The organism is Micrococcus lylae, from assembly GCF_900163825.1.
Lineage (GTDB): Bacteria > Actinomycetota > Actinomycetes > Actinomycetales > Micrococcaceae > Micrococcus > Micrococcus lylae.
In genome coordinates this window covers 36,445-50,309 of sequence record NZ_FUKP01000035.1, presented here as the reverse complement: position 1 = coordinate 50,309, position 13,865 = coordinate 36,445, and the positions used below count along the sequence as shown (strand labels likewise).

Here is a 13,865-nt window from a genome sequence, read left to right as displayed (position 1 = left end):
ACAACTATCATCGGCCTCATACCTCCTGCGGAGACGCTCCTCCGGCCTCACTGGCCCCTGCATGTGTCAACAACGTCATGCCCTCCTACATCTAGCGGGCCGTCGTCGAGAGCCTGGCCGCGCTGTTTGCCGAGGGCGAATTGCCTCTCCCGCCCGGTGTGGTCTCCCCCGCCCTGCCCGAGCGCTGGACCCCGGACCACAGCCGCCGCGCCGGCGGCACCGCGGTACTCACGGGCGCTGGCCGGCCTGGACGGGACAGCGGGTCGAGGACGCGTACCGCACGCTCGAGGAGGAGGTGCTGCAGCTGCTCGGCAGCGCCGACGGCGCCGGGCTGCGCCTGGCGGTGATCGGCGGCCGTGACCTTGCCACGGGCCGGTTACTGCCGTATCTGCCGCACCGGTTTCACGTGCCGGCCAGCACCAGCCCCGAGCATGGCCTCGTCTGGCCGCGGAAGCTCCGGTCGAGCCTCTCCCGGGCCGGGCCGTGCACATCAGCCCCGACCACCCGGATCCGGGGCTACCCTGTCAGCTGGCCGCGTCGCCGGACTACGGCCCACCGGCGAGCTCGGCTTCGAGGTCCGCCGCGGCCTGCGCGTAGCGGGGTCGCAGCGCGTAGACGCAGCGCAGCCGCAGCAGGGTGGCGTGCTCGTAGAGGCCGATCCGCGGCGCGGGCAGGCCCTCGGCGAGGGCCAGCTCGTCCACCGTGCGGCGCACGACGTCCGCACGGGCCGCAGACCAGACGCCCTGCCGTTGGCGCCACAGCGCGTGGGCGCGCAGGTTGCCCAGGTCCAGGGCCGGGTCGCCCAGGCAGGCGGTGTCCACGTCCAGCAGCCCGGGGCCGAGCTCCGGGTCCCAGAGCAGCTGCTTGTCATGCAGGTCCCGGTGGGTCGGGACGTTCCCGACGGCGGGCAGTCCCCTCAGCGTCTGCCCCACCTTCTCCACGGCGTGGACGAACCCCGGCTGCGCCCCGGTCCAGTCGGCGGTCCGCTCGAGCCAGTCGGCCAGGACGGCGGCCTCCTGCGCCGGGCCGTGGACGGGCAGGGCCGCCGTCTCCTGCACGGGCAGGGCCGCCGGGGCGGGGATGCCCGCGTTCTCGGCCGCACCGTTCGGGCGGGCGCGGCGGGCCGCGGCGAGGGCCTCGGCGATCTCCGCCCAGGCCCGGGACCATTCGGCGGCGGTGAACGCGGACTCGTGGTGGAGGCTGCGGCCGGGCAGGGCCGCGAACGTCACGGTGGCCTCGGTGGAGTCCAGCACCTGCGGGGTGCGGAAGCCGGCCTCGAACGCTCTGGCCCGCTCGATGCCGTCCAGGATGCCCTGGGCCCTGCCGGCGCGGACGACCTTGGTGAAGGCCTCCGCCTCCGCACCTGTGGTGCGCACGACCGCACGCTTGCGGGGACGCCAGGAGACCACGGTGCCGCCGGCGGCCACGAGCGGGGCGAGGGCCTTGAGCGTCGGGTCGGCGTCGGCCGGCAAGAGCCCGAGGGAGCCGTCCCGCCAGTGCCCGGCGCGCAGGGCGCCACCGCTGGAGACCTCCACGGCCAGCTCGCCGACCGCGCCGGAGGGCCAGCAGCGGTCCACGGCCCAGAGACGGCCCTCGGCTTCGGCCTCGGCCGGCGGCAGTGCGGTGCGCAGTGGCGCGACGGGCAGCGGCGACTGCTCGGCCGGCAAGGCCGAGGCGACGGGCGAACAGGCGGTGACGGACGAACCGAGGGGCGCGGACGAGGCGGAGGTCGCGGAGCCGTCGTCGGGACGGTCTGAGCCGGCGGCGAAGGCGCGGGCGGCCTCCAGCTCGCGCAGGCAGGCGCGCAGGTGGACCACGCGGTCGGTGAGCTGTTCGGCCCAGTCCGCGTGGCGGCGGCGCAGCGGGTCCACCGCCGCGGCCAGGTGGGCGTAGGCCTCCCAGGCGAGCACGGTGACTCGGTCGGCCTCCCCGTGGACGCGGGCGTGGCCGGCGGCGTGGGCGTCGGCGAGCGCGGGCAGCTCCTCCCGGCGGCAGGCGGCGTTCCAGGAACCGAGGTCCACGGCGGCGGGGCCGGTGCGGGCGCGGTCCACGTCGATGATCCGCACTCCCCCGGTGCCGTCGGCGGCGGCGGAGAGGACCTGGTCCGGGGACCAGTCGCCGTGCAGCTCCACGGCGGGGTCCTGGGCGCAGGACGCCTCGAGCAGCGGCTGCAGGTGCGCGGCAGCGTCCCGGACGACCTCATCCAGCCAGGCAGCCGACGACGCGATCGCCTCGGCCGCGACCGGGGCGTCCGGGACGAATGGAGGCAGTGGCGAGCCGGCGGCGGGCAGGGCGTGCACGGCGGCGACCGCCTCTCCGGCGGCCTCGGCGGCGGACGCGACAGGGACGGCCTGGAGGTCCCCGGCGCCCCAGAACGGGGAGGACGCGGCGGTGCCCTTGGTGCCGACCGGCTCGAGCGGCACCACCGGCACCCCGGCGGCGGCCCAGCGGGCGACGGTGGCGACCATGCCGCCGGGCTCGTCCAGGCGGCGCGCGTGGATGCGGACGACCTCGTCTCCCACCCGCACGACCGCGCGGCGCCTGGGGTTGTGGCGCAGCACGGTCCAGGCGGCGTCCGGGCGGCGCTCGGCGAGCGCGGCGCGGGCCCGGTCCAGGGGCACCGCGAGCGCCGGGTCGGTCCAGAGGCTTCCCCAGAGGACGGTGGCGTCCCCGTCCCAGCGGTGGACGCGGACGTGGTCGGCCCGGCCGATGCGCTCGGCGCGGCGCAGGGCGGAGTCCGCCTTGTCCTGGTCCCGGGTGAGCATCAGCCAGCCGTGGCCGGCCTCGGCGAGCGGGGCGTCGAGCGGCTCGGTGCCGTCTGCGCCGAGGGCACGCCAGGAGACGACGATCGACCGCCCGGGCTTCACACGCTCGTGCACGGCCTGCACGCGGCGACCGATGATCCGGGACAGGCCTGCGTCCGAGAGGACCTGCTCCACGCCGGGCAGGGCGGTGAGCGCGGCGCGCTCGGCGTCGGCCGTGTGCTGGGCGGGGGTCATGCGCTCTCCTCCTGGCGTTCGGCCGCTGCCACGCGCTGCTGCGCGGCCCACTGGGCCACCCGGGTGTCCGGGCGACGGAGCAGCTCCGCCGGGGAGCCGTCCTCCACGATCCGGCCGTCCTCCAGCCAGAGCACGCGGTCCAGCTCGCGGATCATCGAGAGGTCGTGGGTGATGGCCAGCGTGGTGCGGCCCTGGGTGAGCGTCCAGAGGGACTCCTCCACCAGGGCGCGGGAGGCCGGGTCCAGGCCGGTGGTGGGCTCGTCCAGGATGACGATCGGTGCGCGGCGCACCAGGGCGCGGGCGATCGCGATGCGCTGGCGCTGGCCGCCGGAGAGGGTGTCTCCGCGGGCGCCGAGCATGGTGTCATAGCCCTGCGGCAGCGCCCTGATGAACTCGTCCGCACCGGCGCGGACCGCGGCGTCCTCGACCTGCTCGTCCGTGGCGTCCAGGCGACCGTAGCGGATGTTCTCCCGCACGGTGGTGGCGAACAGGACGGACTCCTGGAGCAGGATGGACACGTGCGAGCGCAGGTCCGCCCGGGTGACCTTGCGGGTGTCGTAGCCGTCCACGAGCACGGCGCCGGAGCCGGTGTCCGCCAGGCGCAGCAGGTAGCCGGCGAGGGTGGATTTGCCGGCACCGGAGGGGCCGAGCAGGCCGACGCGCTGCCCGGCCGGGATCATCAGGTCCAGCCCGGTGAACAGCGGGCGGCCGTGGCCGTCCTTGGCGCAGATCCTGTCGAAGACCACGTCCCCGACCACCTGCTTCATGGGGACGGGGTGTTCGGGGTCCTGGATCTCGATCTGCTCGTCCATCAGGTCCGCGATGCGTTCGCCCGAGGCGGCGGCGCGGGCGATGCGGCCGGTGTACTTGGCCATGTCCCGCAGCGGCTTCATGGCGGTCTTCAGGTACATGAGGAACAGCACCATGTCCCCCGGTGTCATGGCGCCCTGCATCACCTGCAGGCCTCCGAAGCCGAGGACCACGGCGGTGGACAGGCCCACGAGCACGTCCGTGGAGCGTTCGAGGCCGGCGGCGAGCTTGCGGGCCTTGATGCCGGCCTTCAGCGCCTTCTGGTTGCCGGCGGCGAAGCCGGCGGCCACGGTGTCCTCGAGGCCGTAGGCCTGGACCACCCGGATGGCGCCGAGCGCCTCGGCGGCGTCCCCGACCAGGGCGCCCTCGCCCTTGCGGGTCTTGCGGGAGGCCCGGGTGATCTTGGGCGTGGCGATCCTGGAGATCACCAGGTAGACGGCCCCGGTGGCCAGCACCACCACAGACAGCGTGGGGTTCAGGACCATGACCACCGCGAACAGCACCACCACCGTGAGCAGGTTGCCGATCAGCGGCAGACCCGCGGTGACCGCGACCTCCTGCAGGCGGCCCATGTCCCCCACCAGGCGCTGGGAGGTGTCTCCCACGGAGGCCTGCGTGTGGTAGCGTAGGGACAGGGACTGGATGTGGTCGAACACCCGTGCGCGCAGCCGGGTCACCACCTTCACGCCGGTCTTGGCGAAGGCGATGGTGGAGATGTAGTTGCAGACCGCGCGCCCGGCCACGATGCCGGCGAGGATCAGCGCCCAGGTGACCAGGGTGCCGGTGATGTCCCCGCTCAGCCCGGTGGCGGCGGAGACCTGCGCGCCGAGGGCGACGGTCACGGCGTCCACGGCGATCTTCACCGGCCACGGCTCGAGGATGCGGAAGACCACGTCCCCGATCAGGGCGAGCATGCCCACCAGGATCAGCGTGCGGTGCTCGCCCAGGTGCGGGCGGATGAGGGCGAGGGTGCGGCGGGTCGGGCCCGGCCCCTGCTGCTTCCGGGACCTCGTCTTCGGGGAGGACGTCATCAGGCGGTGCGCTCCCGGACCAGGCGGAGCAGGTCCGCGGCACGGTGGGCCCAGGTGTGGTGGGCCTGAACGTCCGCGCGGCCGGCGGCGGCGAGCGCGGCGGTGAGCTCCCGATCCGCGGCCAGCCGGGTCAGCGCGGCGGCGAGCGCCTGGGCGTCGCCGGGGCGGACAGCCACGCCGCGGCTGCCGACGGCCACGCCCTCGGCGTCCGGCTCGCCGGCGCCGAGGACCTGCGGGATCTCCCCGACGGCCGAGGCCACCACGGTGGCCCCGGCGGCGAGGTACTCGTAGACCTTCAGCGGGGAGAAGTAGTGGTCCTCCGGGTTCTGCGGCCGCGGGTACGGGGCGGTGGCCACGTCCCAGGTCCCGACGACGGCCGGCACCTGCTCCGGGGCGACGGCGCCGTGGAACGTGGTCGCCTGACCCAGGCCGAGGCGCTCGGCCTGCTCGCGCAGGGCCTGAAGCTGGGGTCCGGCACCGCAGAACTCGATCCGCCAGTCGGCGGCGGCCGCGCCGGCCGCGGCGACCGCGTCCAGGAGGGTCTGGGTGCCGTGCCAGGGCTTCAGCGTGCCGAGGAAGCCCACGGTGAACCCACGGGCGGCGGGCTCGGGCGAGCCGCCGTCGTCGTGCAGGAACGCGCCGGAGGCGGCGTGCCGGGAGAGGGGGCGGATGCGCTCGGTGTTCACGCCGTTCGGGATGACCACGGTGGCCGCGGCGGCGGCCGGCACGTCCCGGCGGACCCAGGCGGCGACCGGCTCGGAGACGCAGGAGACCACGTCCGCGGCGGACAGGGCGGACTCGGTGAGGGCGAGGGCGGTGTCCACGTCATGCAGGGACCGGTGCGCGGACTGCTCGGCCACCAGCGGGGCGTTGACCTCCATCACCAGCGGGATCCGGCGGCCGGCGTTCTGGGACAGGGTGGCGGCCAGGCGGGCGCCGACGTCTGAGAACAGGGCGTAGCGTTCGTAGACCAGGTCTGCGCCGTCGGCCGCGGCGGCGGCCAGCATGCGGTCCCCGGCGCGGCGCAGCTCGACCTCGCGCTCGGCGGAGCCGGCGGCGGAGGCGACCGGGACCACCTCGACCTTCAGGTCCGCCAGGTCCGCGGGCACGGACTCGACGCCCTTCTTGTCCCCGCGGCGCAGGCAGTACACGGTGACCTGGTGGCCGAGGCCGCGCAGGGCACGGGTGATCTCCTGGACGTGCACCGAGGCGCCCTTGGTGCCGAAGGGGCCGATGCCCGGATCGGCGAGCAGGTAGGCGATCTGCATGGGTGGCTCCTCTCAGGCGGTCACGAGGTCCCGCAGGCGGGCCGCCTGGCCGGCGGAGCCGAACAGCTCCTCCACCTGGGCGCGGGCGGCGGCGGTGAGTCCGGAGTGGTCCGCGTCCGGGGCGATCGCCTCGGCCACGGCCTCGGTGAGTGCGGCGGTGTCTCCGGTGGGTACGAGCCAGCCGGTCCGGCCGGTCTTGACGACCTCCCCGACGGCGGTGACGTCTGCGGCCACGCAGGGCAGGCCGCGGGCCATGGCCTCGAGCAGCACGGTGGGCAGGCCGTCCGCGTTGCCGTCCGCGCCGACCACGAAGGGGGCCACGAAGACGTCCCGGGTGCCGAGCAGCTCGGCCACCTCGGCCTGGGTGAGGGCGCCGAGCAGGTGCACGTGCTCGGTGAGGCCGAGCTCCTCGATACGGCGGCGCAGGGTGGGGGCGAGCGGGCCGTCCCCGGCGATCTCCGCGGTGACCTCATGGCCGGCGGCCCGCAGGCGGGCGACGGCCTCGACGACGTGTTCGAAGCCCTTCTTCTCCACCAGGCGGCCCACGGCCAGCAGGCGGGCCGGGCGGTCGGCGGTGCGGGCCGGGCGTTCCACGTAGGGGAAGCGGTCCAGGTCCAGGCCGTTGCGGACGAGCCTCAGGGTGCCGGTGGACTCGGGGAAGCGGCGCTTCAGATCGTCCACGTTGTACTGGGAGATGGTGACGGCGTGGTGGGCGTCCGCGAACTTGGCCTGCAGGTCCTGCGGGTCCACGTCCTCATGGAAGATGTCCTTCGCGTGGGCGGTGAAGGAGTACGGCAGCCCGGCGATCTTGGACGCCATGCGGGCCACGGTGGTGGCCACGGACGCGAAGTGGGCGTGCAGGTGGGTGACGCCGTGCTCACGGGCGGCCCGGGCGACCTCGACGGCCTGGTGGGCGTCGTCATGGCCCAGGGCCACCAGCTCGGGCAGGTGCGCGGCGATGCCGGCGGTCAGGGAGCCGTCCCCGTGGTCCCCGCCGTCCGCGGCGACCGCGCCGGCCAGGCCCTGCCAGAGGCGGTGGGCGGAGGTGGGGCGGCCGATGTGCACCACCGGGGCCTTCACGCGGGCCAGTTCGGGGTGGAAGCGGGCGTCCGTGGTGGGGCGCAGGGAGAAGATGACGATCTTCTCGCCCTGGGCCTCGCGGGCCAGGATCTCGGAGACCACGAAGGTCTCGGAGAAGCGCGGGTACATCTTCAGGACGTAGCCGATCACGGGGGTCTCAGCAGGCATTCTGGGCCTCCAGGGAGGAATCGATGGAGCGGGTGGGCAGGGCGGCGGCCTCGCCGCTGAGGACGGTGCGGGCGGCGCGATGGCGGGTGCGGCAGGAGCGCACGACGTCCGCGGCGAGCGGTCCGATGTGCGCGAGGCCGTCCAGGTCCAGGTGGGCGCGGTTTACGCGGCGGGTGACGGCGTCGGTGAGCCAGTGGCCCACCACGGCGGGGCAGACGTCGGCCATGGGCACGGTGTCCACGGCGTCGGCGGCGGCCAGGGCGGCGGCGCGGCGCGGCTGCTCGGCGCGGCGGGAGGCGCGCGGGACCACGAGGGCCGGGGTGTCCGTGGCGAGGACCTCGGCGGTGGAGTTGTAGCCGCCCATGCAGACGGTGGCCGCGGCGTGGGTGAGCAGGGCCGGCAGGTTGCCGACGGCGCGGCGGACCTCGATGCCGGGGCGGGCGACGCCCTCGGCGCCGGTGACCGGGGCCGAGCACGGGTTGGCAGCGGCGGCCTCGCGGACCCGGGCGACGTCTGCGGCGGGCATCTGCGGGCCGGTGACGATGATGTGGCGGTGCCCGGCCGGGACCTCGGCACCGGCGGCGGCGAGCAGGACGTCCACGCCGTCCGAGCCGCCGCCGACGGAGGTGAGGATGTACGGGGTCTGCAGCGGGGCGCCCTCGTCCTCCGGACGGCCGCGGGAGAGCAGGCCGGTGAAGCGGGTGAGCTCGGCCAGGTCCGCGGGGATCTCGCCGGTGGCGGTGGGGTCGTAGACGGCGCGGTCCCCGTAGACCCAGAGGGCGTCATAGTGGGCGGCGACCTCGGCGGCGCCACCGATCGTCTCCCATTCGCCCCGCACGGCGGCCGGGGTGTCCAGCACGTCCCGCAGCCCCAGGACGGTGGCGGTGCCGTGGTTCTGGCGCAGCTGGGACAGGGCCGGCTTGAGCTCGCTGTCCACGCCGAACGCGTGGCGGTCCGCGATGAACAGGTCCGGGGCGAACGCGTCCAGGGCGGAGGCGATGACACCGGAGCGCATGTCCGCCAGATCCTGCACGGACATGCCGATGTTGCGGGCCGCGTAGCCGCCGGCGGTGCGGGAGAACCCAGGCAGCAGCAGCCAGTCCCAGCCCTCCGGGAGGGAGTCCTGCGGGGCGTCCGGGTGGCCGGCGATCAGCATGCCGGTGACCTCCTCGCCGGTGAGCTTCGGCAGGGAGTTCGCCAGCGCCCAGGCCAGGGCCCGGTTGCGCCGGGCATGGCCGAGGCCCACCGAATCGTGCGAGTAGAGCGCCACGCTGATGCCCATGGGATGGCACCTCCTGAAGCCGTCCGTGACCGGCCCTGTGCCGATCGATGGGGACGACGCTAGGCAGGGTCCATGAGGCGTTCATGAGACCGCAGGGAGGTGTTCATGAGAGGTGCTCATGACAGGTGTTCATGAAAGGTGTTCATGAACCGCTGGCCGGCCCGGCCGGTGGACGGCGTGTCGGCGGGGGTGGACGGACCCTGCCGCCGTGGTGGGTGTCCGTCAGGTGGTCAGCGCTGGAGCGACGTGCGGGAGCTCCCTTCCGCGGAGATCGGCACCCGGGCCGGGAGCACGTCGGCGAAGGCCGGCGGCAGCGGAAGCACGTCGGCGGTGCCGGTGAGCGTGACGACGACCGTGGTGTCGTCCGGCGCAACGTGGGCGTGGACGCCCGCCAGCCCCGGAACGGTCTCCGTGGCCCCCACTGCTGCGAGGTACTCGTTTACGGCCTGCCGGGCCTCCGCGTCCGTCAGGGCGAGTCCGGGGCCGGTGTCCAGCGCGAACGCGACCGCCTCGGCACCGGATGCCGCCGCCCCATCCGCCAGGGACTGCAGCTGGCGCGCCTGCACGTTCACCCAGGTGGCGGCGAACATCACCAGGACCAGGGCGAGGACGATCACGGTCATGCCGATGACCAACGGCGTGGTCTGGCCGTCCTCGGCGGCGAGGCGTCTGCGCATCGTTGTTCCCTTCATGCGGCGGCAGGTCGGCGGTGCCGGAGCCCGGGTCAGGGCGCCGTCAGAAGCGGGGCACCCGGTGGCGGGCGTCCGAGGTGACGGTGACCGGTGCGGCGGTGATCCCGAAGAGCTGGTCCAGCACCGGCAGCGGCACCTCCACCCGCACCTGGACCTGCGCGACCATGCCCGGCTGGCGTTCGAGGCAGCTGCCGGGATCACACTGCACGTGGACGTCATACATGTCCGCCAGCACGCCGTAGTCCTTGAGCGTCCTCTGGGCGACCGCGTGCACCGACGCGCCGGCCGTGCCCTGTTCCTGGGATACCGCGGCCCGTGCGGCCTGGTCGGCGGCGGCGACCGCGCCGTAGGCGGCGGCCTGTGCCTGGGAGACGAACAGGAGCACGTAGAACAGCGGGACCAGCAGGACGAACGTCAGGCCGAGGAACTCGACCACGGCGGATCCCCTGTCCTCCCGGAGACGGTTCGCCATCACCCCACGGCTCGGTCCCGATGGAACAGGGCGAGCCTGCTCGTCAGTACCGGAAGGCATGGCCGTGCACCTCCCACTCGATCGGCGAATGCCACAGCCCGAGCACGGGCATGGTGCCGGTGACGGTGACCCGCAGGACCGGGGTGCCGCCGTCGCTGAGGTCCTCGGCGGACACGCTGGTGCCCAGGGCGGTCACCGAGCCGGCTGCCAGGACCTGTTCGGCCCGGGCGACTCCGTCTGCCGCCGTGCGATCCGCCAGTGCTCCGTAGCGGGCGCCGGCACTGGCAGCGTCGATCATCGCGTTGCGGGCGTGGACGGCGATCGCCCCCTGGACCAGCGTCAGGAACAGGACCGCCAGCAAGGCCAGCACCATGGTGCTCTCGGCCACGGCGCTGCCTCGCTCCCCCGCCGACGGGCCGGCCCGTAACGGGCGGCACCGGGGCGGAGCCGGCGCATTGCTCCGGTGCGGAGCGGTCGGACGACGGCCCACGGTCAGCGGGCGGCGTCGTTCACCTGCTGGATCGCCTGCTGGAACATGCCGCTCAGCGCAGGTCCGGCGATGGCGATCAGCGTGGCGACCAGGGCAGCGGACATGAGCGTGATCATGACCCAGCCGGGCACGTCGCCGCGCTCGTCTGCGGCGCGCTCACGGGCGTCGCCGAAGAAGGCGGCGACGGACTGCAGCATCATCATGGCCTTGGTCTGGATATCCATGGTGGGTTCCCCTCTCGTGGTGTCAGCCTGGCTCTCAGGCGGATTCGGTGGTGATGGCTATTCAGTTGTGCCCCGACGTGTCAGATCCCGATGTCCAACAGTGCGATGCCGGGGAAGACTGCGAAGAGGACGGTCAGCGGAAGGATTCCGAAGACGAGCGGAATCATCATGTGGACCTCTTTCCGCCCGGCCGCCTCCATGAGCTCGCGTTTGGACAGCTCCCGGACGTCCTGGGCCTGGGCCCTGACGACGTCGGCCAGGGGCGTGCCGCGCTCGAGGGCGACGAGGATGCCGTCGATGAACCGCTCGAGCGGCGGCAGCTGGGTCCGACGTCCGCACGCCTTGAGGGCTGCGGCCAGCGAGGCCCCTGCTCTCATGTCCGCCAGGGTTCGGGCGAACTCGTCTGCCAGCTCTCCGCGGGCCGTGACGGTGATCCGTTCCAGGGCGCCGGTGGTGCTCTCGCCGGCGCTGACGGACAGGGCGAAGAGCTCGGCGACGGACGGGAACTCGGTGAGGATGCGTCGGCGCCGTCGGGTGATGGCCGAGGCGAGCATCGAGTCGCGCGCCACTACGGCCAAGCCAGTGAACGAGACGACCAGCAGCACCGCCACGACGACACCGATGCGGTCGAGGCCAACGAGGGTGACGGCCAGCAGCGTGGACACGAGCGCTCCGCCGACGCCGAGGACGACCTGCTGGGCCCGGTAGTCGGCCACGGACAGGTCGCTGCCGGCCGCATCGAGCTTGCGGCGCAGCGACTCCTGCCCCGGGTTGAAGCGCTGCAGGGTACCGATGCCGGCGCCGAGGAGCGGCTGGACGATGCGGGCGAGTCCGGACCAGGGAGAGGCCGGTCCCTCCTGGGCGAGCAGGCTCGAGGCGGGCGCGTGGTGCCGCATCTGCGGCTCGACGCGCTCGGCCAGGCTCGGGCGCCATCCCCACGGAAGGTGCTGGACGATGAGGAACAGGCCGAGCCCCAGGGCCAGCCCGAGGCCCAGCGCGATCGCTGTCATGCCGTTCATGCGATCACCCGCTCGTCCTGGGGAAGCGCGCCGATGCGCAGCATCAGCTGGTAGCAGACGACCGAGACCACGAGACCGGCGAGCAGCACTGCTGCTCCTGCCGCGGTCCGATACGTCTCCACGGCCACGGGCTGCGTGCCGATGAGCAACAGGACGACCCAGGGCGCGGCCACAGCCAGGCGTGCCGCGTTGACGGTCCAGGACTGACGGGCCTCCAGCTCGGAGCGGACCCGGGCGTCCTGGCGCAGGAACTCGGACAGGGTCTGCAGCAGCTGGCCGATGTCTGCGCCGCCGACCTCACGTGTCATGCGCAGCGCGGCCACGAGCCGGTCCGCAACGGGGTCGGACATGCGGACCTTGAGTCCCTCGAGCGCATCGAGGAAGCGGGCGCCGGCGCGGTAGTCGCGGCTGAACTCCTGGAAGGGTTCGCGCAGCCCCTCAGGGCCGTTCTCCCCCAGCTGCATGAGCGCCTCGGGCAACGTGAGACCGGCACGGATCGCCGAGCGGACGTGGTCCACCGCGTCCGGCCACACGTCACGGAGGAGGACGTGGCGGCGCCGGGCCTGGAAGGACAGCAGCGCGTAGGGCACCACGGCGCCGAAGAGCGCGAAGCACAGGGCGATCGGCAGGGCACGGGTCAGGGCCAGGACGAGCAGGAGGGCGAAGACGCCGCATCCGGCCATCGCGGCGACCACGCCGGCCGGAGACAGGCGCGCGATGCCCGCCTGCGCGATCAGGCGGCGGAGCCTGCCCTGCCTCGCCGGGGCGTCATCCTCGGCGGGCGCGGGCTCGTTCCAGCAGGACCACCAGACCAGGAAGAGTCCGGCGCCCAGCAGCAGTCCCAGAAGAAGGCCCATTCAGCGATCGCCCACCAGGTCGAGGATGTCGATGCCGTGACGTTCCAGCTGGGGCATCTCGAGGCTCGCGGCCTGGTTTACCACCAGCTGCCCCTCGCTGTCCCTGCGGAACAGGGTCGAGGTCTCGATGACGCCGTCCTCCACCCGCGAGCCGACGGTGAGGATCTCCTCCACCTGGCGGCGGCCCTGCCGGTCCCGGGCGCAGTGCACGACCACGTCGATGCAGGTCGCCACGGTCGGCACGACGAAGTTCCGCGAGATGTTCTCCCCGGCCAGCAGCGGCAGGGTGCAGAGCTTGGTGAGGGCGTCGGAGGCGGAGTTCGCGTGGATGGTGCACATGCCGGCCAGGCCGGAGTTCAGTGCCACGAGCATGTCGAGTGACTCCGCTTCCCGGACCTCGCCGATGATGAGGCGGTCCGGCCGCATGCGCAGTGCCTCCTTGACGAGGCGACGCAGCGGGATCTCTCCGTGGCCTTCGAGGTTCGGCTGGCGGCACTGCATGCCGACGACGTCACGGACCGGCAGCTGAAGTTCGAAGATCTCCTCCACGGTGATCACCCGTTCCCGCGGACCGATCGAGGCCGCCAGACAGTTGAGCATGGTGGTCTTTCCGGCCTGGGTGGCCCCGGAGACCAGGATGTTCATGCCGGAGGACACTGCGGCGTCGAGGAACTTCGCGGCCTGGACGGTGAGCGAGCCGCCGCGCACGAGATCGTCCAGGCGGTTCGCCCGGGCGATGAACTTCCGGACGTTCACGGCCCAGTGCCGCCGGGTGATGTCCGGGATCGCGACGTGGAGACGGGAGCCGTCGGGCAACGATGCGTCCACGAACGGCGTGGACAGGTCCAGGCGGCGCCCGGAGGACTTGAGCATCATCTCCACGGTGTCGCGGACCTGCTGCTCCGTGAGCACGATGCCGGTCAGCTCGGAGCGTCCGGAGCGGGCGCAGTAGACCGCGTCCGGTGCGTTCAGCCAGAACTCCTCGACGCTCGGGTCGTCCAGCAGAGGCTGGAGCGGACCGAATCCGGCGAGCAGGTCGAAGAGCCACCGCTGAGTCTCGGAGGGGTCCTTGAGCGCGGGCAGGGACCCCTTCATGGCCCGGGACTCGTAGTCCGTGGTGGCGTCGCTGATGAGCCTGCGCATCGACTCGGGCTCCCGCTGGGGGTCGATGTCACGCCGTCGGATGAGCTCACGCAGCTCCGATTCGAGGATGCGCACTGCTTCCATTGGTCCCTCCTGCACATGCCGATGCAGCCCCCTCCGCTGGGGTCTCCCGTTTCCGGCGCCATCCCTCGCGCCGCCACCCACAGTACCGTGGCCTGGCTCACACCTCCGGAACCTGTGGACAACGCGTGCCGCGAGCGGACCCGACATGCCCCGGAGAAGGGTTTTCCACAGATCGCAGGCCTGACTCGACGCCCGGTACGGGCGTCAGGGCAAGGTGGGACGCACGGCGACGCCGGGAACGGGATT

Annotated in this window: 12 protein-coding genes; all 12 read right to left on the bottom strand. The window is 73.4% G+C overall.

Features of this window, described 5'->3' with window-relative positions; all coding sequences use genetic code 11:
* Positions 1–545 precede the first annotated feature (545 nt).
* On the bottom strand, positions 546–2,999 hold the full coding sequence (locus FM125_RS05340; RefSeq protein WP_087133871.1) for a hypothetical protein: 2,454 nt from the start codon (positions 2,997–2,999) through the stop codon (positions 546–548).
* Positions 2,996–4,840, bottom strand: a complete 1,845-nt coding sequence (locus FM125_RS05335) for an ABC transporter ATP-binding protein (RefSeq protein ID WP_087133870.1) — start codon at positions 4,838–4,840, stop codon at positions 2,996–2,998. Before FM125_RS05335 ends, FM125_RS05340 begins: the two co-directional genes overlap by 4 nt.
* Positions 4,840–6,108 carry a glycosyltransferase family 4 protein gene (locus tag FM125_RS05330; RefSeq protein WP_087133869.1) on the bottom strand — a complete coding sequence of 423 codons (1,269 nt, stop codon included), beginning with the start codon at positions 6,106–6,108 and terminating at the stop codon, positions 4,840–4,842. Before FM125_RS05330 ends, FM125_RS05335 begins: the two co-directional genes overlap by 1 nt.
* Positions 6,109–6,120: 12 nt before the next feature.
* Positions 6,121–7,356, bottom strand: a complete 1,236-nt coding sequence (locus tag FM125_RS05325) for a glycosyltransferase (protein WP_087133868.1) — start codon at positions 7,354–7,356, stop codon at positions 6,121–6,123.
* Complete coding sequence (locus tag FM125_RS05320) at positions 7,346–8,638, bottom strand: glycosyltransferase family protein (RefSeq protein ID WP_180525368.1); 1,293 nt, start codon at positions 8,636–8,638, stop codon at positions 7,346–7,348. Before FM125_RS05320 ends, FM125_RS05325 begins: the two co-directional genes overlap by 11 nt.
* Positions 8,639–8,868: 230 nt before the next feature.
* Positions 8,869–9,315, bottom strand: coding sequence for a pilus assembly protein TadG-related protein (locus FM125_RS05315; RefSeq protein ID WP_067190927.1), 447 nt, complete (start codon positions 9,313–9,315; stop codon positions 8,869–8,871).
* 58 nt (positions 9,316–9,373) lie between these two features.
* Positions 9,374–9,802, bottom strand: coding sequence for a hypothetical protein (locus FM125_RS05310; protein WP_087133867.1), 429 nt, complete (start codon positions 9,800–9,802; stop codon positions 9,374–9,376).
* A gap of 43 nt (positions 9,803–9,845) precedes the next feature.
* On the bottom strand, positions 9,846–10,190 hold the full coding sequence (locus tag FM125_RS05305) for a TadE/TadG family type IV pilus assembly protein (protein ID WP_082739851.1): 345 nt from the start codon (positions 10,188–10,190) through the stop codon (positions 9,846–9,848).
* A 104-nt stretch (positions 10,191–10,294) separates the two neighbouring features.
* Positions 10,295–10,489, bottom strand: coding sequence for a hypothetical protein (locus FM125_RS05300; RefSeq protein ID WP_369804933.1), 195 nt, complete (start codon positions 10,487–10,489; stop codon positions 10,295–10,297).
* Positions 10,490–10,596: 107 nt separating this feature from the next.
* A complete protein-coding gene (locus FM125_RS05295; RefSeq protein ID WP_227718757.1) occupies positions 10,597–11,526 on the bottom strand; it encodes a type II secretion system F family protein in 930 nt (309 codons plus the stop codon).
* A gap of 5 nt (positions 11,527–11,531) precedes the next feature.
* Positions 11,532–12,392 carry a type II secretion system F family protein gene (locus FM125_RS05290; RefSeq protein ID WP_067190930.1) on the bottom strand — a complete coding sequence of 287 codons (861 nt, stop codon included), beginning with the start codon at positions 12,390–12,392 and terminating at the stop codon, positions 11,532–11,534.
* Complete coding sequence (locus tag FM125_RS05285) at positions 12,393–13,619, bottom strand: TadA family conjugal transfer-associated ATPase (protein ID WP_067190931.1); 1,227 nt, start codon at positions 13,617–13,619, stop codon at positions 12,393–12,395.
* Positions 13,620–13,865 lie beyond the last annotated feature (246 nt).

Excerpts from the sequence above, each read along its gene's own strand:
- FM125_RS05340 (WP_087133871.1), bottom strand. The coding sequence starts at position 2,999 with ATGACCCCCGCCCAGCACACGGCCGACGCCGAGCGCGCCGCGCTCACC.
- FM125_RS05335 (WP_087133870.1), bottom strand. The coding sequence starts at position 4,840 with ATGACGTCCTCCCCGAAGACGAGGTCCCGGAAGCAGCAGGGGCCGGGC.
- FM125_RS05330 (WP_087133869.1), bottom strand. The coding sequence starts at position 6,108 with ATGCAGATCGCCTACCTGCTCGCCGATCCGGGCATCGGCCCCTTCGGC.
- FM125_RS05325 (WP_087133868.1), bottom strand. The coding sequence starts at position 7,356 with ATGCCTGCTGAGACCCCCGTGATCGGCTACGTCCTGAAGATGTACCCG.
- FM125_RS05320 (WP_180525368.1), bottom strand. The coding sequence starts at position 8,638 with ATGGGCATCAGCGTGGCGCTCTACTCGCACGATTCGGTGGGCCTCGGC.
- FM125_RS05315 (WP_067190927.1), bottom strand. The coding sequence starts at position 9,315 with ATGCGCAGACGCCTCGCCGCCGAGGACGGCCAGACCACGCCGTTGGTC.
- FM125_RS05310 (WP_087133867.1), bottom strand. The coding sequence starts at position 9,802 with ATGGCGAACCGTCTCCGGGAGGACAGGGGATCCGCCGTGGTCGAGTTC.
- FM125_RS05300 (WP_369804933.1), bottom strand. The coding sequence starts at position 10,489 with ATGCTGCAGTCCGTCGCCGCCTTCTTCGGCGACGCCCGTGAGCGCGCC.
- FM125_RS05295 (WP_227718757.1), bottom strand. The coding sequence starts at position 11,526 with ATGACAGCGATCGCGCTGGGCCTCGGGCTGGCCCTGGGGCTCGGCCTG.
- FM125_RS05290 (WP_067190930.1), bottom strand. The coding sequence starts at position 12,392 with ATGGGCCTTCTTCTGGGACTGCTGCTGGGCGCCGGACTCTTCCTGGTC.
- FM125_RS05285 (WP_067190931.1), bottom strand. The coding sequence starts at position 13,619 with ATGGAAGCAGTGCGCATCCTCGAATCGGAGCTGCGTGAGCTCATCCGA.